This window comes from Pantoea sp. S61, assembly GCF_016625145.1.
GTDB lineage: Bacteria > Pseudomonadota > Gammaproteobacteria > Enterobacterales > Enterobacteriaceae > Pantoea > Pantoea rwandensis_B.
Window position 1 is genome coordinate 38,037 of the sequence record NZ_JACVUO010000001.1, and the last position, 24,894, is coordinate 62,930.

At 50.5% G+C, this 24,894-nt stretch carries 31 protein-coding genes; 16 read left to right on the top strand and 15 right to left on the bottom strand.

Going from position 1 to position 24,894, the window contains the following annotated elements:
- Positions 1-54 precede the first annotated feature (54 nt).
- Positions 55-1,770 (bottom strand): ABC-F family ATP-binding cassette domain-containing protein, encoded by a 1,716-nt coding sequence (locus IAE30_RS00200; protein ID WP_200677671.1) that lies wholly within the window; start codon positions 1,768-1,770, stop codon positions 55-57.
- 356 nt (positions 1,771-2,126) lie between these two features.
- Here IAE30_RS00200 and IAE30_RS00205 point away from each other — a divergent pair, with 356 nt between their 5' ends.
- Positions 2,127-2,825: an alpha/beta fold hydrolase gene (locus IAE30_RS00205; protein WP_200538396.1), complete on the top strand. Its 699-nt coding sequence runs from the start codon at positions 2,127-2,129 to the stop codon at positions 2,823-2,825.
- 17 nt (positions 2,826-2,842) lie between these two features.
- On the opposite strand, the gene IAE30_RS00210 is transcribed toward IAE30_RS00205, so the two are convergent.
- The 3 genes from IAE30_RS00210 to IAE30_RS00220 form a co-directional block, all read right to left on the bottom strand.
- On the bottom strand, positions 2,843-3,391 hold the full coding sequence (locus IAE30_RS00210; protein WP_200678315.1) for a hypothetical protein: 549 nt from the start codon (positions 3,389-3,391) through the stop codon (positions 2,843-2,845).
- 444 nt (positions 3,392-3,835) lie between these two features.
- Positions 3,836-4,363, bottom strand: coding sequence for an outer membrane lipoprotein Blc (gene blc / locus IAE30_RS00215; protein WP_200677673.1), 528 nt, complete (start codon positions 4,361-4,363; stop codon positions 3,836-3,838).
- A gap of 100 nt (positions 4,364-4,463) precedes the next feature.
- Complete coding sequence (locus IAE30_RS00220; RefSeq protein WP_200677674.1) at positions 4,464-5,147, bottom strand: hypothetical protein; 684 nt, start codon at positions 5,145-5,147, stop codon at positions 4,464-4,466.
- Between the two features lie 178 nt (positions 5,148-5,325).
- Here IAE30_RS00220 and IAE30_RS00225 point away from each other — a divergent pair, with 178 nt between their 5' ends.
- Positions 5,326-5,679, top strand: a complete 354-nt coding sequence (locus tag IAE30_RS00225) for a DUF1428 domain-containing protein (RefSeq protein ID WP_034829871.1) — start codon at positions 5,326-5,328, stop codon at positions 5,677-5,679.
- A 56-nt stretch (positions 5,680-5,735) separates the two neighbouring features.
- On the opposite strand, the gene IAE30_RS00230 is transcribed toward IAE30_RS00225, so the two are convergent.
- Positions 5,736-6,125 carry a VOC family protein gene (locus tag IAE30_RS00230; protein ID WP_370585421.1) on the bottom strand — a complete coding sequence of 130 codons (390 nt, stop codon included), beginning with the start codon at positions 6,123-6,125 and terminating at the stop codon, positions 5,736-5,738.
- 232 nt (positions 6,126-6,357) lie between these two features.
- Here IAE30_RS00230 and IAE30_RS00235 point away from each other — a divergent pair, with 232 nt between their 5' ends.
- Positions 6,358-6,999: a LysE family translocator gene (locus IAE30_RS00235; protein WP_200677676.1), complete on the top strand. Its 642-nt coding sequence runs from the start codon at positions 6,358-6,360 to the stop codon at positions 6,997-6,999.
- Positions 7,000-7,117: 118 nt separating this feature from the next.
- Positions 7,118-7,981 (top strand): substrate-binding domain-containing protein, encoded by an 864-nt coding sequence (locus IAE30_RS00240; RefSeq protein ID WP_200677678.1) that lies wholly within the window; start codon positions 7,118-7,120, stop codon positions 7,979-7,981.
- Positions 7,982-8,016: 35 nt separating this feature from the next.
- On the opposite strand, the gene IAE30_RS00245 is transcribed toward IAE30_RS00240, so the two are convergent.
- Positions 8,017-8,559, bottom strand: a complete 543-nt coding sequence (locus IAE30_RS00245) for a YbhB/YbcL family Raf kinase inhibitor-like protein (RefSeq protein WP_200538401.1) — start codon at positions 8,557-8,559, stop codon at positions 8,017-8,019.
- Between the two features lie 57 nt (positions 8,560-8,616).
- Positions 8,617-10,158, bottom strand: coding sequence for an MFS transporter (locus tag IAE30_RS00250; protein ID WP_200677679.1), 1,542 nt, complete (start codon positions 10,156-10,158; stop codon positions 8,617-8,619).
- A gap of 178 nt (positions 10,159-10,336) precedes the next feature.
- Between IAE30_RS00250 and IAE30_RS00255 the strand changes: the two genes are divergently transcribed.
- A complete protein-coding gene (locus IAE30_RS00255; RefSeq protein ID WP_200677680.1) occupies positions 10,337-11,209 on the top strand; it encodes a LysR substrate-binding domain-containing protein in 873 nt (290 codons plus the stop codon).
- On the opposite strand, the gene IAE30_RS00260 is transcribed toward IAE30_RS00255, so the two are convergent.
- Together IAE30_RS00260 and IAE30_RS00265 are read right to left on the bottom strand one after the other, a co-directional pair.
- Entirely contained in the window at positions 11,210-11,386 is a 177-nt protein-coding gene (locus tag IAE30_RS00260) for a DUF1289 domain-containing protein (RefSeq protein ID WP_034829866.1), read from the bottom strand.
- Between the two features lie 12 nt (positions 11,387-11,398).
- Positions 11,399-12,370, bottom strand: coding sequence for a nickel/cobalt efflux protein RcnA (locus IAE30_RS00265; RefSeq protein WP_200677681.1), 972 nt, complete (start codon positions 12,368-12,370; stop codon positions 11,399-11,401).
- A 115-nt stretch (positions 12,371-12,485) separates the two neighbouring features.
- Between IAE30_RS00265 and IAE30_RS00270 the strand changes: the two genes are divergently transcribed.
- From IAE30_RS00270 to IAE30_RS00280, 3 genes are all read left to right on the top strand, one after another.
- Entirely contained in the window at positions 12,486-12,761 is a 276-nt protein-coding gene (locus IAE30_RS00270; RefSeq protein ID WP_039332333.1) for a metal/formaldehyde-sensitive transcriptional repressor, read from the top strand.
- Positions 12,762-12,770: 9 nt separating this feature from the next.
- Positions 12,771-13,121, top strand: coding sequence for a DUF3147 family protein (locus IAE30_RS00275; RefSeq protein ID WP_200677682.1), 351 nt, complete (start codon positions 12,771-12,773; stop codon positions 13,119-13,121).
- Between the two features lie 112 nt (positions 13,122-13,233).
- Positions 13,234-14,661 carry a trehalose-6-phosphate synthase gene (locus IAE30_RS00280; RefSeq protein WP_200677683.1) on the top strand — a complete coding sequence of 476 codons (1,428 nt, stop codon included), beginning with the start codon at positions 13,234-13,236 and terminating at the stop codon, positions 14,659-14,661.
- A gap of 33 nt (positions 14,662-14,694) precedes the next feature.
- Here the strand turns inward: IAE30_RS00280 and IAE30_RS00285 are convergent, their stop codons facing one another.
- Positions 14,695-15,231 (bottom strand): cysteine hydrolase family protein, encoded by a 537-nt coding sequence (locus IAE30_RS00285; RefSeq protein WP_200677684.1) that lies wholly within the window; start codon positions 15,229-15,231, stop codon positions 14,695-14,697.
- Between the two features lie 292 nt (positions 15,232-15,523).
- Here IAE30_RS00285 and IAE30_RS00290 point away from each other — a divergent pair, with 292 nt between their 5' ends.
- Positions 15,524-15,814, top strand: a complete 291-nt coding sequence (locus IAE30_RS00290) for a chorismate mutase (protein ID WP_200677685.1) — start codon at positions 15,524-15,526, stop codon at positions 15,812-15,814.
- A 93-nt stretch (positions 15,815-15,907) separates the two neighbouring features.
- Here the strand turns inward: IAE30_RS00290 and IAE30_RS00295 are convergent, their stop codons facing one another.
- Both IAE30_RS00295 and ycgZ read right to left on the bottom strand, forming a co-directional pair.
- Complete coding sequence (locus IAE30_RS00295) at positions 15,908-16,198, bottom strand: hypothetical protein (protein ID WP_200677686.1); 291 nt, start codon at positions 16,196-16,198, stop codon at positions 15,908-15,910.
- A gap of 125 nt (positions 16,199-16,323) precedes the next feature.
- Positions 16,324-16,569: a regulatory protein YcgZ gene (gene ycgZ / locus IAE30_RS00300; RefSeq protein ID WP_200677687.1), complete on the bottom strand. Its 246-nt coding sequence runs from the start codon at positions 16,567-16,569 to the stop codon at positions 16,324-16,326.
- Positions 16,570-16,849: 280 nt separating this feature from the next.
- Between ycgZ and IAE30_RS00305 the strand changes: the two genes are divergently transcribed.
- Both IAE30_RS00305 and IAE30_RS00310 read left to right on the top strand, forming a co-directional pair.
- Positions 16,850-17,233, top strand: coding sequence for a type II toxin-antitoxin system RelE/ParE family toxin (locus IAE30_RS00305; RefSeq protein ID WP_200538409.1), 384 nt, complete (start codon positions 16,850-16,852; stop codon positions 17,231-17,233).
- Positions 17,226-17,552, top strand: a complete 327-nt coding sequence (locus IAE30_RS00310; RefSeq protein WP_045815646.1) for a DNA-binding transcriptional regulator — start codon at positions 17,226-17,228, stop codon at positions 17,550-17,552. Before IAE30_RS00305 ends, IAE30_RS00310 begins: the two co-directional genes overlap by 8 nt.
- 105 nt (positions 17,553-17,657) lie before the next feature.
- Here IAE30_RS00310 and IAE30_RS00315 read toward each other — a convergent pair whose 3' ends face one another.
- A complete protein-coding gene (locus tag IAE30_RS00315; RefSeq protein ID WP_200677688.1) occupies positions 17,658-18,494 on the bottom strand; it encodes an oxidoreductase in 837 nt (278 codons plus the stop codon).
- A 110-nt stretch (positions 18,495-18,604) separates the two neighbouring features.
- Between IAE30_RS00315 and IAE30_RS00320 the strand changes: the two genes are divergently transcribed.
- A complete protein-coding gene (locus tag IAE30_RS00320; RefSeq protein WP_200678317.1) occupies positions 18,605-19,540 on the top strand; it encodes an AraC family transcriptional regulator in 936 nt (311 codons plus the stop codon).
- A gap of 3 nt (positions 19,541-19,543) precedes the next feature.
- Here the strand turns inward: IAE30_RS00320 and IAE30_RS00325 are convergent, their stop codons facing one another.
- Entirely contained in the window at positions 19,544-20,125 is a 582-nt protein-coding gene (locus IAE30_RS00325; protein ID WP_200677689.1) for an XRE family transcriptional regulator, read from the bottom strand.
- A gap of 55 nt (positions 20,126-20,180) precedes the next feature.
- On the opposite strand from IAE30_RS00325, the gene IAE30_RS00330 reads away from it, so the two are divergent.
- The 3 genes from IAE30_RS00330 to IAE30_RS00340 all read left to right on the top strand — a co-directional run bounded on the left by IAE30_RS00330 (position 20,181) and on the right by IAE30_RS00340 (position 23,692).
- Positions 20,181-20,690 (top strand): GNAT family N-acetyltransferase, encoded by a 510-nt coding sequence (locus IAE30_RS00330; protein WP_200677691.1) that lies wholly within the window; start codon positions 20,181-20,183, stop codon positions 20,688-20,690.
- Between the two features lie 148 nt (positions 20,691-20,838).
- Positions 20,839-22,035, top strand: coding sequence for an FAD-dependent oxidoreductase (locus IAE30_RS00335; protein WP_200677692.1), 1,197 nt, complete (start codon positions 20,839-20,841; stop codon positions 22,033-22,035).
- Positions 22,036-22,495: 460 nt separating this feature from the next.
- Complete coding sequence (locus IAE30_RS00340; RefSeq protein WP_200678319.1) at positions 22,496-23,692, top strand: cupin domain-containing protein; 1,197 nt, start codon at positions 22,496-22,498, stop codon at positions 23,690-23,692.
- 39 nt (positions 23,693-23,731) lie between these two features.
- Here IAE30_RS00340 and IAE30_RS00345 read toward each other — a convergent pair whose 3' ends face one another.
- Positions 23,732-24,193, bottom strand: coding sequence for a YlaC family protein (locus tag IAE30_RS00345; protein WP_200538416.1), 462 nt, complete (start codon positions 24,191-24,193; stop codon positions 23,732-23,734).
- 116 nt (positions 24,194-24,309) lie between these two features.
- Between IAE30_RS00345 and IAE30_RS00350 the strand changes: the two genes are divergently transcribed.
- Positions 24,310-24,852, top strand: a complete 543-nt coding sequence (locus IAE30_RS00350) for a DUF924 family protein (protein ID WP_200677693.1) — start codon at positions 24,310-24,312, stop codon at positions 24,850-24,852.
- Positions 24,853-24,894: the final 42 nt, after the last annotated feature.

Below are 24,894 nucleotides of genomic sequence, written 5' to 3' on the forward strand. Positions count from 1 at the left end.
TGCCCCTGGGATGCAGGATACAAATATCACAGGGGCGTATTTAGGGGTGTTTGTTTAGAGGATGCCCAACTGCTGTTTCAGTTGCGCAATCTCATCGCGCCATTGCGCCTGCAACGCCGGTTTCTGATGTTTGGGCTTACGTTCTCTATCCTCATCCAGCTTGTTTTCCAGATCACACAACGCCAACAGCAGCGCATCTTCATCGTTGTAGGATTCAGATGTCACAGGCAGAACATTTACGCTCTCGCTGTCTGACGGTTGTTTGACGCTCAGCTGCTCAATGACCGGTTCAAAGTCATGCCACTCGCTCAGTTGCTGATCCTGAATTAGCCAGAAACGATTACAGCTGCTGGCGATCAGATTGCGATCGTGCGATACCAGCAACACCGCGCCCTCAAACTGATTAAGGGCGGCAGCCAACTCCTCTTTGCCCAGCATATCCAGATGGTTGGTGGGCTCATCCAGCAGCAATAGAGAATAGCGCGCGAGTGTCAGTCCGACAAACAGCAGGCGTGAGCGTTCACCGCCACTCAGTGAGCCTACTAATTGCTGATGGCGGAGGTAGGGGAATCCCGCACCTATCAGAGCCATCTTTCGCTGGTCGTCACTGAGAGGGGCAAAATGCGCCAGTGCCTCGTTGAGGCTCTCCTCATCCTGCAATTGTGTGAGGCTTTGGTCGTAATAACCTAGCGTTGCACGTGGATGAAACAGCGTGGTGGTCTCACGCTGGTAATCCAGCCAGAGTTGGCGCAGCAGCGAAGACTTCCCGCTGCCGTTACGACCCACTATGGCGATGCGATCGCCACTTTTTACCTGCAGGCTGGGTAACGAAAACAACGCAGGCGCGTTCTCCGCTGGGCGAATGCGCATTTCAGTCAGCGCCAGCACCCGATCGGCATCCAGTGCTTCCCCCAGCAGTTGAAGACGCCATAAGCTGCCTTCGGTCAACGTGGTTTGTGCCTCTTTCAGCCAACTGGCGCGTTTCTCCATTTGCTGCGCTTTACGCGACAGACCTTCGTTGTCGTAAGTGCGTCCCCAGATCGCCAGCCGTTTGGCACTTTTTTCGACGCGCTCAATCTCGTTCTGTTCTGCCTGAAAACGTTGCGCATCGGTTTCATCCTGCTGTGCCAGCGCTTGTCGGGCTGCGGAGCAGGGCAGACGGAAGAATTGCAGGGTTTGATCGCGCAGGATCCAGCTGCAATTGGTGACCTGATCCAGCAAGGTGCTGTCATGTGAGACCAGCACAAAGCTGCCTTTCCAACTTATAAGGAACTGTTCCAGCCACAGCAGCGTTGGAAGATCTAAGTGATTGCTGGGTTCATCCAGTAATAGCAGATCGGGCTGGAGAATCAGTGCACGCGCCAGCAGTAACCGCATATGTTGACCGCCACTCAACGTGGCTGCCGTTTGGGTATGCTGTTCAGTATTGAACCCCAGCGAAGAGAGTAGCGCTTCCGCGCGCCAGGCTTCACTGACCTGTTGCTGCTGTGGCAGACGCGCAATCACGCCTGCCAGCAACGTGGCTTGCTGGAGCTGAGGGGGAAGATGTTGCTCAATTCGCGCCAGCAAACAGTGGTTGGCTAGCGTAACGCTGCCCTGACTGCTTGCAAGTTCACCGCTGAGGATTTTTAGCAGGGTACTTTTCCCCGTGCCGTTATCACCGAGCAACCCAATACGATCGCCTTTTTTCAGGCTGAAATTGATGTCGTGAAATAGCGTACCGAAGGCGTTATCAAAGCCGACAGCGTGTGCGGATAGTAATGTGCTCATGTGCTTACTCATAAGTTGCAGGCGTGCGAACGCCTGACGTCAAAAACTGCTGACGACAACCCGGTAAGCCGGAGGAAGGGATGAGATTTTCAGTAGACTTCGCTCAGGCGGATTATCGCAGCACGAATGCAGAGATAGCTGAGCGCGGCCAATTACTATAAAAGTGTGAGTAAATAAACAATTCACACGATGGCATAGTAATCCTCCTTATTTATTAGTGAGTAGTAGGGTGAGATGATGATAGTCTTCTGGGCGGGTATTTTCTATAGATTGTTCGCGATGTTGTTAAGCCACAGCCTTTATATGCGCCTGACGTCACGTAATCTAGTTAACTTTACACATTGAAGGATTCACGGATGAAGAGTCAAACTTTACCCCTCGTATTAATTCCGGGTTTCATGCTTGATGAAACACTTTGGGATGATTTTGTTCGGGTCTATCCCGATGACAGAACCTGTATCAGAGCCAGCCTGAGCCATGGCGAAAGCATCACTGAATATGCTTACAATATCGTGGCAACCTTACCGCCGCGCTTTATTGTGGTTGGTTTTTCACTGGGCGGCTATGTGGCAAGAGCCATCGCCGAAGCCTTTCCCGAGCGCACTGCAGGAATGGTTTTGGTTGCCACTTCACTTCGTGAAAACCCACCTGAACAACGTGAGTTACTGGATAAGGCGTCACAAGCGGCCTTGATGGGTGATTTTAATGGCTTTAGCCAGGCGGTGCTGAAGCCATCGTTACATTCCTCTCGACAGAATGATGCCCAACTAATTGATAAAATTCGTGTTATGGGGAAACATCTCGGTGCAAATGTTTTTCGAACACAAGCCATGCTTGATCGCAGTGGTGTCACGCAGCAACCGATTCGTTGCCCAATATTGGTCATTGCATCTGAAGGGGATGGCTTGCGTGGTCTTGAAGAATCCCGAGAAATTGTCACGCTATTGGGGGGCGATATGGAAATTATCGGTGACAGTGGTCATATGCTACCCCTCGAGCAACCTATTAGACTCACCTCTGTTATCGCCGATTGGCTTAAAAAAACAACACTTTGAATAAAAAAGTTCAGAGCTTATCGAAAACTCCATTGAATGGTGATGACAAATACCGAGGGGATTATAATCCCCGATTCAATGCCGAAATAGGGTGTGAAATTATATTGAAAGCCATGATAAATATAGGGTGAGAATCCTATTCCGGTGGCCTTTTTAAAGTCGTGATAGGAACCGTGGTCGCCACAATCCTTAAAGGCATCGAAAAAAAACTCACCGGTGTAGCCGTAGATACCTTTAAAGGTCCAGCCATCATCCCAGGTTTTCCAGTCTTTTCTCACCCCTAACGCAAGACAGCGGTCATCAAAGCTGTTTTTCATGGTGCCGATCAGTACGCTATAGGTTGAATCTTCGGACAACTTTCTTTCAACCGAGAAGAAGTTATTCTCAAAATTTTCAGTGTATTGCCCATGATTCCCGGTCAGGTGATAAACGTAGGAACCCGTGTTAATGGAATAAAGGTTAATTTCGCTCGCTGGGCAGTGTAGCGAAAAGAGTGTTAATACAATCAGTAAGCCCCATACTAATCTGAAATTTATTCTGGGGTATTCTTCTGTTATTTCATTCATTTTTTCCTCACCACTGGCAATGCGATAATGAAAAAAAGCTATCAGCAGCCTGATGTGTTGACTCAACATGTTGATTGTTAAGTCAGAATGACCAGAGCTCTGAAATTTTTAGATAAGAGTATTTGATACTGATAAAACATAGACGATGACGTATTTTAGCAGGTTTTTTGAAAGGGTAATCTTGCGAAGAGAGGCGCATTATAAATATGCAAGGTTATATGATTAATAAATAAGGGATTCGTTTAAATGAATCATTTATCAGCTGTTATCACGGAATGAGGTGCCCCTCATCCAATCAGGGGGAACCCGTGATATGTTGCAAGCCTGCAAGTGTTTGGTCATACGCCGATTGAAGATTCTCTGCAGCATAACCAGAATCTCACGCCCGGTTATGCTGAACTAAACAGGGATGAAGATAAAATCACTTTATCCCCGAGTGCAGTTTTAACCTTGATCTACCCAGATCAGCTTATCCACTTCAAACCCAAGTCTCTGCGCGACAGCCAGATAGTGTTTTTTCACTTGAGTCGGAATCTTCGGCTCTCGCGACAAGATCCATAAATAGCCCCGATTTGGTCCACTCACTAACGCATATTGATAATCATCATCCAAAGCGATCACGTTATAGCCGCCATAGAACGGACCAAAAAAGGAGACTTTAAGCGCTGCGGTATCCGATTTACCGGTGAAGTAGGCTTTGCCGTCGCTCTCACTCCACTCTTTTTTCACCGGATCATATCCACGATTCAGCACGTTTATGCCGCCATCGTTGCGTTGAGTATAAGTGGCTGTGACATGATCTTTGCCGCGCTCAAAGCGGTGATCCAGACGGGCGATTTCGTACCATTTGCCCAAATAGCGATTGGCATCAAAAGGGCTGATGGGCGTGACACCTTTTGGCGGCGTCGGGGATTTACAGGCAACCAGCGTTAACGATAACGCGGCAAGTGCGGCGATTGGCCATATTTTCATTGCTGCTCCTTAGTCGATCCTGATCCGTATTTAAGGGTATGTCAGCATGATTATAGGCAAGAAATATCGAGGTGGCCCTCAGGCCACCTGATGCAGGGGATTATTTCTTCTCTTTATCTTCGTCAGCCGGAATCAGCGGCTCATCAATCGCAATAGAGGTGCCTGACTTCAGCAACTGAATATCGAGTATCACGTAGGTCATGGTGGTGATGAACAAAGAAATCACGCTGCCAATCACGCCGCTGGTGGTGAAGGTGAAGTAGTTGTACATCACCACCCAGGTCACACAAATAAACAGGGCAAGCGCAACGTTAATGGCTGATTGCGAATAGTTGGTGGTGCGAGCGCCCATCTCATTGATTTGCTTATAGAGGTTGGTGCCAACGTATTTCTCCAGCACAAATATGCCCTGATCCCAACTGCGCAGGCGTCGTGCGCTGCTGCGGGTGAAGAACAGGAATAACAACGAGACAAACAGACCGGAAAAGGCAATCAGCACGGGGACCGCTTCTAATGCATACACCAAACTTTTGTGGCTGGGTGCTTGTGCGGTGAGATCCAGCGTCAGCGAGGCACCCAGGACGGCATAGAGGAAAATAAACAACGCTATAAACACCGTATTGCGTTTCCAGTCGAGTTCCGCTTCGTGATTTTTCTGCTGGCGAGCGATGTCGAGGGCTTGTTGCAAACGCGTGTCGCTGGATTGGGTATCCACTTGCTCTATCTCTTCTCCGAGCAAACGGTGAATAAACGGCTGATCGGCCGAATCAATGGTGATGCGCATAACTATCCTGATGGCGTAACTATCGAGGTGCACAGTGTAACGCAATTTCAGCCGCAGGCAGGAATCTGCGAGGCAACACGCAGTTTCAGTGCTGCAGTTGCTCATGATTTGCACATCATTTGTACACTTTACTCTGCGGCCAGTGTCGGCCGTATACAGCACGACGGAGGAATAGCCTATGTCGTACGTAGATGGTTTTGTCGTTGCGGTGCCTGAAGTCAATAAAGAGGATTACCGCGCCATGGCGGCCAAAGCAGCGCCGCTGTTTAAAGAGTTTGGTGCCACACGCATCGTGGAGTGCTGGGCAGATGATGTACCTGAAGGCAAGCTCACGGATTTTTATAGGTCGGTGAAAGCGGAAGAGGGAGAGACAGTGGTGTTCAGCTGGATTGAATATCCCTCACGTGAAGTGCGTGATGCGGCCAATCAGAAAATGATGTCCGATCCGCGAATGAAAGAGATGGGCGAAAACATGCCTTTTGATGGCAAAAGAATGATTTACGGCGGTTTCTCGATTCTACTCGAAGAGTAATGCGCAGGGCGCGTTGGCGCCCCGCGCATTTCTGTCACGGTCAGGCATGCGAGAGTTTACGGCCACTGCTGACACTGTATGACGGTTCGATAACCATCGTGATCTTGATACGTTTTTCCGTTTTGATCCCAATATGGGTTGAATGATTCAATCTGTACAAATCCCGCCAATACCATTTGCTGGCATGTTTGCTGCCACCTATCACGCTCGGGTAAATACAGCACCAACAGATCTTCTGATGAGGGTGAAGGGATGACCGGATGCGAAGTGCATTGTGTGAATTCCAGATGCCAGGGCACATCTGCTTTTCCCAGCATCACACCATTGAAGCCTTGGTGGTCTTCAAAGGCGCCAATCACATCCAGTCCCAATCCTGATTGATAAAGTTTACGACTGCGCTCCAGTTGTGAAACCGGTCGCGCTACGCGTAGGGTAAGTGTTGCCACAAGTTGATCTCCATGACGATGAGGTTTAGTTCTGTCACTCATACTTTAGCGGCGACAAAAGTGTGATGGCGCAATGCGTGCGCATTCTGTATTGATGTGGCTAAATCGTCGATTTAATTGAGGGAAGTCTGGGAAATGACCTTCATCACATCATAATCAAATGAAATAGGCTTCTCTTTGGATCGCAAGATTGTAATCAGTACAATAAATACTAAATCAACAAGGAGTTAGCATGCTGGATATCATTCATTTCCCCCTGTTTCTCGTTTCGGTATTCCTTTTGTGTATCACGCCGGGCCCGGACCTCGCGTATGTGGTCGGGCAAAGCGTGGCCAATGGGCGACGGAGCGGCGTGATATCTGCGAGCGGTGTGGCGCTCGGCAGCTGTACTCATGCGTTGGCCAGTGCAATAGGCTTAACGGCGTTAATTACCGCCTCGCCGATTTTATTTACAGTGATTAAATATATCGGGGCTGCTTATCTTATTTATTTAGGTAGCAAGATGATGTGGGAAACGTTTATCACCAAACCACAGGAATGCAGCTCACAGAATCAGCTGCCACGCTCCAATACGCGTAATCTTTTAGTCCGAGGTTTTATTACCTCTATCACTAATCCCAAAGTGTTATTGTTTTTCATTTCTTTCTTCCCGCAATTCGTGGTGGTCGATGGTCACTATCATGCGAGTTCCTTCCTGCTGTTGGGACTGACATACGCGGTGATTGGGCTGATCACTGATGTGACGTTTGCCCTGCTGGCGGGCGGTGCTGCGAGTGCAGTATCGCGCAACATTACCCTGCAAAAGCTGTTAGATCGTATCGTCGGTATGACATTCATTGGCCTGGGAATTCGCCTGGCCCTGACCCGACGTTAAAATTCAGAAGAGACAGCAAGTCTGATGATTGGCGATAGTGGCTTAATCGGGTAACGTGAAGTGTCTTACGTTACCTACAAAATAATGACCGCACGCTAAGTTGCAGGAGAGCTCGTTCATGGCCGTTAATCCTAATATCATCGGCATCGTCAGCGATGAATTCACCAACCCCAATACTGTCACGATGCTGAATGAAATGACGCGCCAGTTAAATGCGCGTGGTTTAGTGACGCTGTTGCTGAATGTTGATTCAGCAGAAAACTATCAACGTATGTTGCAGAATGCCGCATCTCTGCCGCTGGCGGGGTTGGTGTTTCTGACATCCCTGTTTGAGGATGAATTGCATACCGCAGCAAAACTACTGCCTGACGTGGCGACGGTGCATTTAAGCCAGAGCCGTGAAGTAGGTGCTGAGGTCGTGATGGCTGATGGTTTCGATGCGGGCGCCGAGATGGGGTTATTGTTACTGTCTCAAGGACATCAGCGCTTTGGTTTTATGCACAGCCAGCAGCACGCCGATCCCGCGCGTCAAATGGCAGGCCTGGTGTCCAGTCTCGAGGCAGAACACAAAACGCTGAACATTCAGCTGGTGGCCGGGGCTAACGATCGTGAACTGGCTTATCAGGCCATGATGGCCTACCTGAAGAAAACCCGTGCAGCGGAGCGCATTAATGCACTGTTCTGCGAAAGTGATGTGCTGGCCTTTGGTGCATTGCAGGCAGTGCGCGATTTTGGCCAGGGCGCACATGTGGCGGTCGCAGGCTTTGACGATGTGGATGAAGCGCGCGCCTCAACCTGGCATCTGACCAGTTGGGCACAGCGTCGTGACTTGCTGGTCAACGAAGCACTGAATCGCTTACTGGAAAACCGTGCTGATACAGGCAACGCCTGGCAGCAGGGTGAGTTGCAGGTGCGCCACTCCCATCACGGTAAATATGTGCCGGGTGAAATGTCGCAGTGTGGTTGTGCGATTCGACACTAATTTTATTGGGTCGCCACGCGGGCGACCCGCTGCAATCAATTCCCTAAACGCCCGACCAGGCTTGCGGAACCTAGCGCGTGACCTTTCAATTTTGCGACTAACTCATTGTGACTGAGCCCTGCGGGTAAACTGCCTTTCGCAAGGTCGGTCGCCACCAGCACGAAGTTGTAGTGGTGATAGCCTGCGCCCGCGGGTGGACAGGGGCCATAATAGCTTTGGGTACCGGGCGTATTAGTGCCATAGCTAAAGTCTCCCCCTTTGCTTAACTCACCCTGCTGGAATTTATTACGCGTAGCATCAATGTTGTATGCCAGCATATGCGTCACTCCCAAGCCTTTAGCACCAGCTGGATCGGTCAGCAGTAGCACATAACTTTGGGTGCCGATGGGCGGGTTGGCCCAGTTCAGTGCGGGCGACAGGTTTTCGCCGCTGCAGGAGAGATTGTTCTTATCATTGCCACCCAATGCTTTCTTCATCACGCCGTTATCGGCAAAGTCTGCTGACTTAAGCGAAAACGTCGCCGCATGGGCAAACAGTGGCAGGCTGCTTAAGCAGAGTAGGGTGATTAACTTCTTCATTATTGCTCCTCAACAAGGACGGGTTATGCGTGCGACAGTCGATCCCACGCGTGAAAATTAGCGCTGGGCTAGCGTCGTTGGCTGACGCGAACTGCGCGCCGAATAGAGCATGACGATGGCGGAAAACAGGGCAAATGCGGCAGCACACAACAACATGCTGGCAAATCCATCGGCGTAGCTGGTAATGATGAGTGGGTGTAACGAGACCTGATGAACGGCGTCATACATTGCCAGTGCATGGCTGAAATCACCGGCGATAACCTGTGCGCTAAAACCGGGTTGAAGGGGCAACTGCGCGTGTAGCATCGCTGATTGTAAATGCCACTGTGTGCTGGCCGCCAGAATCGCGCCCAGCGTGGCAAATCCTAACAAAATGCCGGAAAAACGGGCTGTGGTGCTGATACCCGATGCCATTCCTGCTTGTTGCGGAGGCACGGTTGCCATAATCGCCTTTTGGGTTTCGCCATTGAGTAGCCCACCGCCGCTGCCGAGTATGGCCATACCCGCCAGGCTCAGCAGCAAATGGTGGTGGAATACGGCAGTCGCAATCACCATGTTGCCAAAGGAAACAGTGACCAGGCCAAGCGCCAGTAAAGTGGCGGCATGCAGGCGTTTGCCGAGCCAGCGCGCCACAACAGGAAACAGCAGCATTGCCAAAGCGAAAGGCAGCATACCCACCCCGGCCATTAACGGCGTCATTCCCTCAACATTCTGTAATAACAGCGGCAGCAATGAGGTCATCACTTGCGCGGTGGCAGCGTAAGCAAACATCGCTAATACTGCGCCAATAAAGGGGAACGAGCGGAAAAGTTGCAGATTCAACATCGGCCTGCTTTTGCCACTTTCTACGCGAATAAACAGGCCAAACCACAACGCGCTGAGACACAATCTGCCCACCACCTCACGGCTCACCCAGCCATGTTGCGGCGCTAATATCAATGCCCAGGTCAAACAGAACATGCCTGCGATAAACAGCGCGATACCGGGTAAATCGAGTTTACCCGCGTGTTCATGCCTGGATTCCTCAATGTGGCGGGTGACGGCCAGCATCAGCAGGGCACAAATGGGAATATTGACAAAAAATGTCCAGCGCCAGCCAAGCAACGTACTGATCATGCCGCCAGCCAACGGTGCCAGCACCATGGTCAATCCCATCACACCGCCCCAAATCGCCCATGCGCGGTTACGAGCCTGACTATCACGAAAGCTGTGCGCGATAATTGCCAGCGCTGGCGCCAGCAGAAATGCGGAGCCCATACCTTGAACCGCACGGGCAATATTGAGTGCCAAAACGCTGGTCGCCATGCCACAGGCGAGTGAGGCCAGCGCAAACAGTAAGATGCCGCCGAGAAAGAGACGGCGCCGGCCAAATTTGTCTGCCAGCGACCCTGCCGGCAAAAGAAGTGAAGAAAAGCTCAGCACGTAAGCGCCAATAACCCATTCCATGTCTGCAAAAGAAGCATGCAGACCTTTAGCGATGGTCGGCAACATGACGCCAACGATATTGGTGTCGATTACCGTCAATGCGCACCCGATTGAGGCGACGAGTAAAACACGATTCAGATGGCGATGGTCGAGCACGATGGTAGCAGAGGACATCTTTTCTCCCGCGAGTAAGGTGGTGAATGCACTACAGCTTGAATCTATCAATGAAGTCATTCAATAAACCGCACTGGAGTTATTGTTAGGTAAAACCTAACAACATTTTTATTGCTGGAGTTTTGATTTCAGGTAATGATCGACAGGCTCATCACCCAAGATAAGTAGGAGTTAAAACGTGGAATTGCGCCATCTACGCTATTTTCTGGAATTGGCAAAAACGCTGCATTATGGCGTGGCGGCAGAGAATCTCAATATATCCACTCCGACGCTGTCGGTGCAGATTAATCAATTGGAAGAAGAATTAGGTGCGCCGTTATTTTACCGTACTCAACGGAAAGTCGAGTTAACGCAGATTGGAGAAATTTTCCAACAAGAGGCGCGCGAGACGCTACAACATGCGGAGCAGGCCAAATCCCGAGTGCGCAGTGCCGCACGCGGCGAACGCGGCTATATCCGCGTGGGCTATGTGGCATCCGCACTATTATCAGGCATTTTAACCCGGTTATTGACGTGCTTTAGTGCCAGCGCGCCTGATATCTCAATCAATGCACGTGAATCAGTCATGGATACACTGGCCACTCAGGTCAGTGAACGTACTATTGATGTTGCCTTTGTGCGCGGTCCTGTGCCATTGCCTGCCGATGTCGGATACATTGAAGTCGAGCAAGATCACTTCGCATTGGCGCTGCCGGATAACCACCCGTTGGTTGCGCAGGAACAACCCATCGAACCTGCGCAACTTAAAGGAGAAACCTTTATTTTGCCCGAACAAGTGTCTGGCACCGTTACCTTTGCCCAGCGTGGTGGTTTTATTCTTAGTCGTAGCTGGTCGGCGGGAAGTTTAAATGAAGTGCTGGCAAATGTCGCATTAGGGAATGGTGTCGCGGTAATACCGGCTATTCTGGTGACCCAATTAAAATTACCGGGTATTACTTATCGCGAAATACCCGGTGCCGTTATTCCTTCATCCATCTGGTTCTTATATCGTAAACGCGAACGGACTCCCGCAGTGAATAAATTGGTGCGCATGATTGAACGAAACGCCTAACTATTTTATTTGCAACGTCGCAACGCGATCTTTCAATGCGCGCTCAATCGCCTTGCGGTGATAGGGTGACATTTTCCGCCACTCCTGTGCCTCTTTACGCGTACGGCCGCAGGCACGACACCAGCCATTTTTTCCTTCAAAAATACAGACATCAGTACAGGGTGATTTTACAGACATGGAAATAATTCCTTATTGGGTGAGGCCACTGTAGCCATGGAACATCATATAGACGCCCACGATGGCAATGAGGGCACCAGAGAAGTAAGGTGCGCGGCGTGCAATATCGGCGAAACCTTTCCATCGACGGGATACATGCCGAACACTAAGCGCCGCACCTACGCCGACGGTAACCAGCGTAAGCGCGAGGCCGATGCTGAAGCAGACCACCAGCGCCGCACCAAGACTGAACTGCTTAACCTGCAGACAGAGAAGGAGGACCGTAATCGCTGCGGGGCAGGGAATGAGCCCCCCCGTCAGACCGAAGAGAAGAATGTGCAGATTGCTGATTTCACGGCCATCAAAGCGTCGGCGGATGTCTTCCGCGTGCGCGCGCTCGTGTGCATCCTGATATTCTTGAGAACCTTCCGCGAACCTGGCCAATTCGCCATGATGTCCATGTGCATGGCGATGTCCATGCAGATGATGATGCCCATGTTCATGATGAAGCCCATGCTCATGATGATGCCCATGCTCATGATGATGCCCGTGCTCATGATGATGCCCGTGCTCATGATGATGTCCATGCTCATAATGATGCCCATGTTCATGATGATGCTCATGCGTTTGGTGATGATCGTGGTGCTGATGCCACGCTTGTGCTTCAGACCAGGTACGCCAGATCATCCAGACGGCTGTTGCAATGATAATGAGGCCCGAGATCAACTGCAGCCAGGGTTCGGCAGCTTCGGCGGTAAACTGCCGACTGATATACATCCCGCCCATCGCAATCAGCCATACCACCGCAGTGTGGGAAAAAGTGGCTGCCAGACCCAGCATCACCGCCTGGCGAACACTGCCACGGATGGCGACGATAAATGCTGCCATCATCGTCTTAGAGTGACCCGGCTCCAGGCCGTGCAACGCCCCAAGCAAGATGGCGCTGGGGATAAACAGCAACGCGCTAGACGTGCCCTGGCTAAGCAGGGCAGCGAAATCATTCATGGTGTGCATCTCGTGTCGTGATAAGTTGAAAGCGGCATTGCAGTGCCGTAAAATCAAAAAATTCAAAGAAAATATACTATACCCCAGTATACATTAAGATCAACAGGAGCCGAGAATGGGCCATACACTCAAGCATCAGAAAAGCCTGTTAACCCGCGTACGTCGTATTAAAGGGCAGGCAGCTTCGCTCGAGACCGCACTGGAATCGGGTGAGGAGTGCCTGAAAGTGTTGCAGCAGGTAGCAGCGGTACGCGGGGCAGTTAATGGTCTGATGGCAGAACTGCTGGAGGGGCATATCAAAGAGCACCTGATGAATGAATCTGCCACCGAAGCGGAGCGTAGTCAGGATTTGGAAGAGATTGTCAGCGTTATTCGTTCCTATCTGAAGTAGGAGCAAACCATGCTGTGGCTCATCGTAAAATACGCCATCACGGCGGGCATGGTGGTGCTGATTTCTGAAGTGGCGAAACGCAGTGACCGTCTCGGAGGGTTGATTGCGGCGCTGCCATTAGTGACGGTATTGGTGCTGATCTGGATGAAACTGGAAGGTCAGAGCCAGGCAAAGATCGCCAGCCACGCCTGGTATACCTTCTGGTACGTGGTGCCAACCCTGCCGATGTTTGTCGCCTTTCCATTTCTCTATCATCGCTGGGGATTTTGGCCCACGCTGGTGGCGAGTTGCCTGTTAACTATCGTGCTTTTTGTCCTGTGGGCAACGTTGCTAAAGCGCTTTGGCATACAGTTGATGTAGTCTGATTTTTCCTGATTTTTTATGCCCGTTCCCGTTTTCTTTACGCCTTTTTTATATGGCGAGCGGTCTAATCAGAGCATCGCCGGATGCCAGGGCATAATCAGGAGAAAGTATGAGCGGCCTCATTCTCGTATCACACAATCAGCATCAATCATCGACGCTCGCTTCTATTTACGATCGCATCCTGACGCGGCGTGGCGGATTGTGGATCAGTTGGGACGGTAAAAAAGCACCGCCGACTTCGGAAATCACCCGTGATCTGTCATTCCGACATGGCAACGATTACGACACACTCAGCTTCCCATTAACGCGTAGTGAACGGGAAGAGGGGTATCAAGGGTATGTCCATCAGGGGTTATGGCCGGTATTCCATCAACGGCCCGACCTCGCGCATTTCACGCCACAAAGCATGCACAGCTATCGCCAACTCAATGAGGTGTATGCACGTGCTATCGCGGAATATGCGATGCCTGATGATGCGATCTGGATTCAGGATTACCATTTTATCCCCGTGGCAAAAATGCTGCGCGATGCCGGGTTAACCCAGCGCATTGGCCTGTTTTTCCACCAACCGTTTCCGTCGGGGCAGATGTTTGAAGCGATCCCCGACTGGCGCTGGCTGGTGGAATCGTTGTTATGCTGCGATGTGCTGGGATTTCAGACCGCGCAGGATATGAATAACTTCCTGTTGTGGATTGAAAGCGAGTTCCGCGCAGAACGCATGGGTAAAACCCTGTTTCGTATTCATGGTCGTCTGATTTCGACCGGTGTCTTCCCGGTTGGCATCGATTTGAATGATGTGCTGGCACTGCAGGAGAGCAACAGCTGCCAGTTTATGGAGCAGCAGTGTCGGGAGCGACTGCCGGAAAATAGCATTCTCAGTGGCGGCCATCTTGATGACAGCGCTGGCTTACCTTATCGCATCAGTGCTATCGAAGTGTTGTTGCGTCAACACAATCAATATGCGGGTAACGTCATGCTGTTGCAGTTGGCGTCATCCGCCAGCGGTCATGCGCACCGTCAAAAGGAAATCAGCCACGATCTTGAAAATATCTGCGGGGAAGTCAATGGCGTACACGGGATGCTCAACTGGTATCCCGTTAGCTATCTTAACCATCACTACAGCCGCGAAGAGTTAGCCGGAGTGTACCGTGCGTCGCGCGTGGCGTTGGTGACGCCACTCATGGCAGGGATGAGTTTAATGGCAAAAATGTACGCCGCACTGCAAGACCCTGCGAATCCTGGCGTGTTGATCCTTTCACAATTTGCGGGTGCCGCCGAGCATATGGACGGCGCACTGATCGTTAACCCCTACGATCCGGATGCCATTGCCGATGCGATCCATACCGCTCTGAAATTGCCGCTCAGAGAACGACAAAACCGACATGCGCGGCTGATGAAAAACATCCATCTGTATGATTGTCATTGGTGGGCAGATCGATTTATCTCGCGCTTAATGAATGAGGAGGGAGAATCCAGCACCCAGGTTTATCAAAGTATTGTGCCAGGTGCAGGATTCAGCGGGCGGGCGCGCTACTGAGGTCAGGGCGCGGTATTGACCGTGCCCAAACATTTAAAATAGTGCGTCAGCCGTTGCCGCCAGTTGGGCAAACGGACCCGATAGCGTTTGGTTGTGATGGGCAATGATCTGGGATGCGCTAATCTGCCCGTTGTCTGTCGTGCTATGTGCATCGCTGATTAATACCACGCGAAAGCCTAAATCCGCCGCTGCCCGACAAGTCGTATCCACGCAATATTCTGTTTTCATACCACAAATCACCAATTCTTCTATTCCGGCAAGTTGTAGCGAAGCCAAAAGCGTCGTGCCACGGAAACAGTTGGGGTAGCGCTTCACAAACACACCATCCGACCCGGCATCTATCGCCAATTGTGGAATAAGCTGTGTGAGCGGACTGCTCTCGGCAAGAGGTGATCCCTCCGGTCCGGTATGGCGGGCAGCAAAGATCGGGGCTTTTACGTCGCGTGCTCGGGCAATCAACCTGTTGATATTGTTCAGCAGAGTTTCAGCGGCAAATGGCTGCTGCGGCGCAAAAAACAAGCCGTGCTGCATATCGACAATCAATAGCGCTTTTTTACCTGGGGATGGCATGGTGTGTCTCCTTTCACTGGGTGATGAACGGAGACGATCCCCGTCCATTGGCTGACGGGTTGAGGATTCTGTACGCTTACGTTTTCGCTACAGATGCCCTCACGCCGCCGACGAATGCGGTGGTGGTGGTCACTGTGGTCAACGTAATGAACCAAGACATCATCGGCTCGCGGCAGATTGGGGAATAAATCTGACGTTAGCACATCATCGTACAAAATCCCTGCGGTTTTTATCTGCTGAAAGAAAAAGGCGCTAAAGTTCGCGATAACCCATTTATAAAGGAGAAATCTTGATGGAATTTGACTCTATTGAGGCAGTTCGTGAAGAAATTGATCAATTGGATCATCAACTGGTGGCTCTGATTGCTCGGCGTGGAGAGTGTGTTAAGGCCGCTGCACAGTTTAAACAAGACCGTGCAGCGGTGCGCGCCCCCGACCGTGTCCAACAGGTGATTGATAAAGTCAGAGGTCAGGCAAAAGCGCAGGGGTTATCCGAAGAGATTATTGAGCAGGTTTACCGTGCGATGATTGCAGCCTTTATCGATTATGAGCTACAACAGCATCGTTGTTTGCAGGAAAAGTGAGCCGCCGCAGCAAAAGAAAAGGCTGGAATGGATAACCATTGCAGCCTTGAATAATGTGAATTGAATAACACGTTGAGGCCCTGAGGCCTTTTTTTAATGCTGTGTGTCTTTGCGCGTATTATCGCGATGGCGAAAAATGTGTGTGACGTTATTAGTATCTTTAAGCGTGACGCCTTCGGTGTTGGATGATTGCATGTTGTTCATCACTTCTGCCATGGCGCGCTGCAGTGCTTTTTGGCGGGTTGAATTAGATTCCATTGACGCCATAAAACGCAGCTTATCGAGTAGGGCGCTATTGGTGACGGGCCCCGCTTTTTGCAACAGTTGCAACACGGCATCGCCCATGACGATATCCGTTAATCTTTCTTCATCACTTCTGTTCATACACGTTCTCTGTTGACCGCAACAGACCTGCGACAGGTAACAAAGTGGATTCAGTCTAACGTGAAATGACCTATGAGGCGGAAGCCACTTTGTCCGATGTCAGGTCGGTGCGCATGTTCTCAGGGTTATCGTTCGGAGGTAAACATCAGGCCAATAAGCTGTTGCAAATGCAGTTCTTCTTCCGGGCTATTGGCTTGCTCCAGCCGGCAAATAAGCTTGGTGCACAATGTCTTGTGGCTCAGCGAACGTCCTGATCGCAGTATCTCCACCACTATTTTCCCCAAGGTTTCCTGCTGAGAAGGCAGAGAGGCTTCATTAAAGTAACGTGTAATCGCATCCAACGTTGATGAGAGGTTTTTATCCTGACGCATGGTTCCATCCTCCAGGTTAACTAATGAGCACAAGGCCCAATAAAGTTATACAAAGAAAAGCCTGTTGTACAGGAATATGGCCAAACATTAGGAAGGCTGTTTTTGCAAAAAATGCTAGTCCATTAATTACAAATGCTTATATAAAAGCCGCAGTTTTGAGCATCATGAAAAATCATTTTTGCTAAAAACACGGTGTTGAGTGAAGGTGTGATACTCAGTATCATAGTTTTTGTATGTGGGGACAAGGAGCGTCCTAATCGAATCACAGTAAGGAGACGTCATGGCAATTTATGTGTTAAAGCCATTCGATAGAAACACGAAAACTGAGGGTCTTGACGACGGCAGGTTATGCACTGCAGCGTTAGAGGTTATTGCGGGCCAGTATGAAGCTAATCTGGGCGGTGGGGTATATAAGAAACGCATTCCTTTGGGCAAAGGTAAAAGTAGCGGAGCAAGAGCTGTCATAGCTTTCAAAATGGGTAAACACCTCTTTTTCGTTAACGGTTATGCTAAATCAACCGTGAAAAGCACAATGCGAGAAATGGCAGAATCTGATCTCATACTTTATAAGCAGCTTGCTAAAGAGTTGTTCAATCTCACTGCAGATCAGGCAACGCAGGCTATCAATATGGGGAAAATGCGAGAGGTAAAATGTGATGGTTAATCACCTCAAGGATCTTCAAGAAATCGCGCATGATTTTAATGAAATTGGCGCGGTCTCCGATGAGCTAAAAGAAAAAATCGACTCAAGGGTAAGATTGCGTGAGTTACGTGCGGCTCTTCCTGTTCTGCCTATGATGTCAGGTCAAGCGATTAGGCAACTGCGTGAGCGTTTGGGGCTGAGCCAAGCCATGCTGGCTGCTTGCGTTGGAATGTCAGTAGCAACGGTGATCAAATGGGAACGCGAAGAAAAAAAACCTAACGGTGCTGCGATCCGTTTACTTAACATCATGGATCGTAAAGGTCTAAGTGTTCTTCAGTGATAATGAAGCCCCTTCATCATGGGGCTTCATTGTTTTACATTTCTGTTTCAAGTGCGCCAACTTTATTTTCTGGCCCACTCGCTGTCTTTTATGCTGACAATACCGCTACTCCCCATCGGTAGAACGTGTCAGCGCTTCCCACGCTTCAATCTCTGCACGCATCGCTGCCAGTTTATCCTGCACTAGCTTCAATGCATCGCTACCAAGCAGCAAATGCGCAGGTGGGTTATCGCTTTCAATGATAGCCAGCATCGCGCGGGCGGCTTTTTGTGGATCACCAAGCTGCTTACCACTTTTCTCCTCGCGTGCCTGACGAATAGGATCGAAGAGCGCGTCATAATCGCTGATGCTGCGTGCGCTGCGCACCATGGAGCGGCCAGCCCAATCAGTACGGAATGAGCCGGGAGCAACAGCAGTAACATGAATATTGAAGGGCGCAAGTTCTTTACTCAGGGTTTCTGAAATACCTTCCAGCGCAAACTTGCTGCCGCAGTAATAACTAATGCCTGGCATAGTGATAAATCCGCCCATCGACGTGATGTTAAGGATATGCCCGCGACGGCGTTGGCGCATGAAAGGCAATACCGCTTTGGTCATCGCCACGGCACCGAACACATTGACGTCGAACTGGCGGCGCATTTCCTCCAGTGAAGACTCCTCCATAATTCCTTCGTGTCCATAACCCGCGTTATTCACCAGAACATCAATCGGACCTTGCTGTACCTCAATGTCAGCAATAAGCGCATCAATAGCGGTGAAATGGGTGACATCCAATTCAAAAGCCAGCGCGTTTTGCCCATGAAGCTGTTCAAACGCCGCTTTTGCTTCGGCATTTCTCACTGTACCGATCACACGATAGCCGTTTGCTAAGGCTTCCTGCGCCAGCGCACGGCCAAATCCGCTGCTGACACCGGTAATCAAAAGGGTTTTAGAAGGTGACATCGTTTTCTCCCGACATGAATGATGCATGCATAATATTCTCTGTAAGTCAGTGCTATAAGGCCGTATCTTCTATTTTTATTGCCTAATCTTATGAGTGAGGAGGAGTGGTGATAGAACCAGATGTGCAAACGCGTACGGTGCAATTGCTCAAGAATCTCGCCCCATGCGAGGGATACAACCTGACGGCACTTTCTGATGTGCGCATTTTGCGTTCAGATCGCCCATTAGCGCGCACGCCGGTGCTTTACGATCCCGGTATTGTGATTGTCTGTCAGGGCAGTAAACGCGGATTCTTCGGTGATCAGGTCTATCTCTACGATGAGCAACATTATCTGGCGGTTTCTGTGCCGGTTCCCTTTACCATGGAAACCGCGGCGAGCGAAGAACACCCGTTGCTGGCGATCTACATGCACCTTGATTTCAGTGTGGCGACAGCATTGTTGCTGGAATTAGAGCAGCAGCAAGTGCCTTTTACGGCGAAAGCGGCGCAAAGCATGATGTCGAGTCCCATGGATCAGCCGCTTCGAGATTCAGTGCTACGTTTCCTGACGGCCCTGAGTCATCCTTTGGATGCACAGATCCTCGGCCCTGCACTGGTGCGTGAACTCTATTATCGTGTGTTGACGGGTGCACAAGGTCAGGCACTGCGTGCCGCGCTGACGTTGCAGGGGCAATTCGGCAAGGTAGGCAAAGCGCTGCGCCACATTCATGCCAGCTATGCGCAGACGCTCAATCTCGCGCAGTTGGCGGATGAGGCAGGCATGAGCGTGCCGACGTTCTGCGCGCATTTCAAAACCATCACGCAGCAATCACCGATGCAATACGTGAAATCGGTCCGCCTGCATCAGGCGCGTATGCTGATGGTGCGTCAGGAGATGACGGCGGCGGCGGCAAGTCATGCGGTGGGCTACGAAAGTGCCTCGCAATTTAACCGTGAATTTAAACGTCTGTTCGGGCTGCCACCGGCGGAGGAGATCAAACGCATGCAGCGCAATTTCGCGGTGCCGCCTGCACAACAGGCTTCTGAATTTGTCTCTTCGCATTAAGGCTCATACTGCCGGTTTCAGCACCAATACCGCATAGCGGCAAATTTCATCGGTAGCATTGCTAAACACGCAATCCATGGGATCGCCCAACTCCAGGCAATCACCCACATTCATTTCGAACAGATTATCGCCTTCCTGAAAACGTAAAGTGCCTTCCAGCACCCAAATTAACTGGCGACGTGAAAGGTAGGAAATTGCTGGCATGGGCACATCAGTATGCGGCGGTAGTTCTACACTCACGACATCCAACGGAATTTCGCCAGGCGAGACATGGCGACGAATGTAGCCGGTTTCTGGATCTTGCCACACCGGTTGCTGTGCATGACGCAGCAATGTACCCGCTTGTACCTCGGTGAGCGCGATCAGCTGTGACATGCTCATCGCGAATGAACCGGCGAGGCGCGCCAGTGAAGTCGCGGTAGGGCTACTTTCACCTCGCTCTATTTTGTGAATCATCGCCCGTGAAACACCGGATTGTTCTGCCAGGTCGGTTAACGACCAGCCGCGCTTTTCTCGTTCGATTTTAATGTTCTGACCAATGCGCGCATTGATGTCATCTTCTTTACTGGACAATTCATCTAACATAATGGATAACTACGATAGTAAACGAATCATCCACTATAGTGACGAGGAAGACATCATGCAAATACGAGCAGCAGAAGAGGGCGATGCAGGGGCGATCGCGGAGATCTACAACGACGCAGTACTCAACACCACCGCGATTTGGAATGAGAATACCGTGGATATTGCTAACCGCATCCAGTGGATTGCTGCACGCCAGGCCGCAGGGTTTCCGGTATTGGTGGCGGTTGAGGAGCAAGCCGTCATTGGCTACGCCTCCTATGGTGACTGGCGTCCCTGGGACGGTTACCGTCATACCGTGGAGCATTCAGTCTATGTCCATAAAAACGGGCGCGGCAAAGGGGTGGGTGGCATGCTGATGACCGCCTTGATCGAGCGGGCGCGCGAGCAGGGCAAACACATGATGATTGCCGGGATTGAGTCGGAGAACCGCGCTTCAATCGCGCTGCACAAGAAGCTGGGTTTCAGTGATGGCGGCAGATTAAATCAGGTAGGCTGCAAATTTGGCCGATGGCTCGATCTGACCTTTTTGCAGCTTCAGCTTGATGAGCGGGTACAGCCTAACTAAGAAATTCTGAGGAGCGGAGAACGACCCGTCTGACGCACCTCAGATAAATGCACGTGTAGATACTGCGGCATTTATTCCCACTTAAACCTCATCACGATGCTATATAAATGATAACGATTATCATCAATTGCTTTGTACTGAGGTCAGGATGAAACCAACAGAACTCACCGCCGACTGTTGTATCGTCGGCGGCGGTCCAGCAGGATTAATGCTGGGTTATTTACTGGCGAGATCAGGATTAAGCGTCGTGGTGATTGAAAAACATCCCGACTTCCTGCGCGATTTTCGTGGCGATACCATCCATCCCTCGACGCTGGAGATCATGCGCCATCTCGGGTTGCTGGATGAGCTACTGACCTTACCGCATCAGCGAGCCGAAAAATTACAGGCAGAAGTAGCCGGTCAGGAGATCACGATGGCTGATTTCTCGCGCTTGCCGGTGCAGTGCCGCTTTATTGCCTTTATGCCGCAATGGGATTTCCTCAATTTTCTCGCGCGCAAAGCGGCCGCTTTTCCCGGCTTCACGCTCTTACAATCCACCGCTTTTAATGATTTGATCTATGCAGAGGGTGTGGTGTCGGGTGTTAAAACGTTACAGGGTAACGAGACGCGCATCATTCATACCTCATTGGTGATTGGCGCGGATGGGCGTAACTCGCAGGTACGTGCCAAAGCCGGATTGCAGAGTAAAAGCTTTGGCTCATCCCGTGATGTGCTGTGGTTCCGGCTGGGCAAACAGGAAACCGATCCCGAATGGGGTATGGGTCATAAAGGGCCAAAGCAGAATTTCATTGTGATTGATCGCGGTGACTACTGGCAGTGCGGCTACACCATCCATAAAGTAGAGTTTGACGCATTAAAGCTCGCTGGTCTGGAGACGCTAAAACAGGCTATCGCTGAAGTCGCCCCCTTCAGCGCTGAGCGCATGGCGGAACTCGACGGTTGGGATCAATTGAAGCTGTTGTCGATTCGCATCGACCGGCTGGATCAGTGGATGAAGCCCGGCGTGCTGTGCATTGGTGATGCCGCCCATGCGATGTCGCCGATTGGCGGCGTTGGCGTCAATCTGGCGATTCAGGATGCGGTGGCAGCGGCCAATTGCCTCACTCTTCCACTGAAAAAAGGCCATGTCACAGTACGTGATCTGCAGAAAGTGCAACAGCGTCGACAGTTTCCCACTGTTGCCACGCAATTCCTGCAAATTAAAATGAGCAGTAATAAACGTAAGCGCACTACGCCGAGTAAAGTGCCGCAGATGATCAGCCGTTTCCCTTTCTTGCGCCATCTGTTTGGTCGTTTAATTGGCTTGGGGTTTAGAACTGAAAAACCAGAACATCTCAATTAGAAAGTTTGGCTTTCCAATCCTGAAAGCCTTCTTCCGTTTATCCCGATGCCTCCAGCGGCAACAATAGATTCACAGCAGCAGACAACAGTGGGTTGTCTGCTAAACCTCATCAAATAGCAGGTGGGTAGAAGCGAATAGCTTATCATTTGTAACATTCCATTAACCTTGCAATGGTTTTTGATAATTTTTCCTAATGTTTATTTGGGCTGAATTAACCTATTTGTGCCTTATATTCCTTTGGATACGTGCCAGAACCTCAATATTTAATCAACAATTTGTTTATTTTAACCTGTTGATGAGATTAGTTTCTTTGCTCGATTAAATCCTTAATTTGAACCGACCCGCAGGCTGTTACATCGCAATGCCACAGTTTCACTATGGTTAATGAGCTCTATTAAGACCATAAGAAACTGAGGAAACAACAGGTATGAAATTAGAAAACTTATCTCGTCGAACCTTCATGGCATTTGCAGCGGGTGGCACCGTGGCGTTGGCAGCGGGTAAAGTTCATGCCCACGATGCAACAGTGGCCACTTACCCAGCAAACGATCCCCACCATCCCCGCGACCCCGGTCCACACGATCCTATCCGTGAAGGGCTCAATCCCGATATTGTCGATCCACCCGCAACAGACAGCGGTACATTACCGAATCTGCGCTTCTCTTTTAGCGATGCGCATGTACGCAAAGGTAGCGGAGGGTGGACGCGGCAGGTGACACAACGCGAATTAGGGATTTCCACCACCATCGCAGGTGTAGATATGCGGCTTGATAATGGTGGCATTCGTGAACTGCACTGGCATAAAGAGGGCGAGTGGGCGTACATGCTCTATGGAAATGCACGTATCACTGCACTGGACACCCAGGGTGGATGGTTTGTGGATGATGTTGGCGTGGGTGACCTGTGGTACTTCCCGCCTGGCGTACCGCACTCAATCCAGGGACTCGGTCCCGACGGTTGTGAGTTTTTACTGGCCTTTGATAACGGTAACTTTGATGAGGACAGCACTTTCCTGCTTAGCGATTGGTTTAAACACATTCCGCCTGAAGTGCTCGCCAAAAATTTTGGCGTCTCAGCGGACGTTTTCAACACGCTGCCATCACCGGCAGACGAGTATATTTTTGCCGGGAAAGCGCCGGAAGGCGAAGCTTCAGCCGCTGTTAAAGGTGGCGTGAAATCTGCGCTGAATTTCTCACACAAAATGCTGGCTCAAAAACCGATCTCACTTCCAGGTGGCACTGTACGCATCACCGATACCAGCAATTTCCCCATATCAAAAACCGTCGCCGCTGCATTGGTGGAACTTGAGCCCGGCGCTATGCGGGAATTGCATTGGCATCCCAACAACGATGAGTGGCAATACTATCTGGAAGGTGAAGGGCGCATGGGCGTGTTTGCCTCATCGGGGCAGGCTCGGACCTTCGATTTCCGCGCGGGTGATGTTGGCTATGTTCCTTTCGCCATGGGGCATTACATTGAAAATATCGGCGATAAGCCGCTGCGGTTTTTAGAATTATTTAAAAGCGATTACTACGCGGATATTTCATTGAATCAATGGTTGGCCAGTACGCCAGCAGATTTGGTGCGGCAGCATCTGCATCTGGACGATAAATTTATGCAGGCACTGCAGTTTGCTAAGCATCCGGTGGTGAAATAGCATGGAAAGCGCGTCGTGGGAGCGACGCGCTGTAAGGGTTTAATGCCTTAAACGATAGATATCAGCAAAGTACAGATAACCTTTCCTGGCGCGCATCTCTTTCAGCCGTGTTTTTTCACTCTCGGTCAGAATGGCGCTGTCCAGCAGTTCATCGACAAAAGCGCCCCGAACATGGACTTCCATATACCAATCACCGGTGTAACAATTCTTCCAGGCACCTTTATCGATATCCTTCGCTTTGTACGACGGATTGACATGGAAGAAGAAGAAAAAATTACACACCGCAAAAATCAGGATGCAGACCACATATTCGATGGTGCCGAAAGAGTCGGAGTACAACAGCAGCGCCATGGTAAGAACAAACAGTATCCACATCAGGCTGAATAAACCGGGATAATTTTTGATAAAAGAGATATCAAAGTAGGGGCGGTCATTACGCTGCTCTTCTACGTTGATTCTATCCAGCTCGGTTTGTAGTCGCTCATCCAGTTGATTACTCATGTATTCACCTCAGTGGTTTCCTTATCCCTACTTCGCCCGCGCGAGTCTAACAGATAACCACCACGATTTTAGCCTAACCTTTATGGTTATCAGGGGAATTATCTGTGGGGAATAGGATGGAGTATGAAACCGTATTGGCATTCTGGTTTAACGCGCGCCATGAAAACTATTGGTTCAAACAGAATGACGGGTTTGATGAAGCGATACGAGGTGGTTTTTATGATTGCTGGGAAGCGGCTCGTCGCGGTGAATTATCGGCCTGGCGGAAAGACATTCGAGGGCGATTGGCCGAAATCATCGTGCTGGATCAATTCTCCCGCAATCTCCATCGGGACAGTGCTCTCGCCTGGCAGCAAGATGGCATGGCGCTATTGCTCGCGCAGGAAGCGGTGAAAATTCCGGGTTATAAATCACTGAGCCTGGATGAAAAAGGCTTTCTCTTGATTCCCTGGATGCATGCCGAGTCTCGTGTTGTCCATCAACAAGCTGAAGTGCTATTCGGTGCGCTGAAAGGATCCTCTTACTATCAGAGTGAGTTAGAACATCGACAGATTATCGAGGCGTTTGGTCGCTATCCACATCGTAATCAGCGCCTTAATCGCCCATCCACAGCGGAAGAACTGGCGTTTTTACAACGCAACTCGCTCTCTTTTTTCTGATCGATTTTCTACCAAACGGCGTGTATCACGCCTTTTTTACGC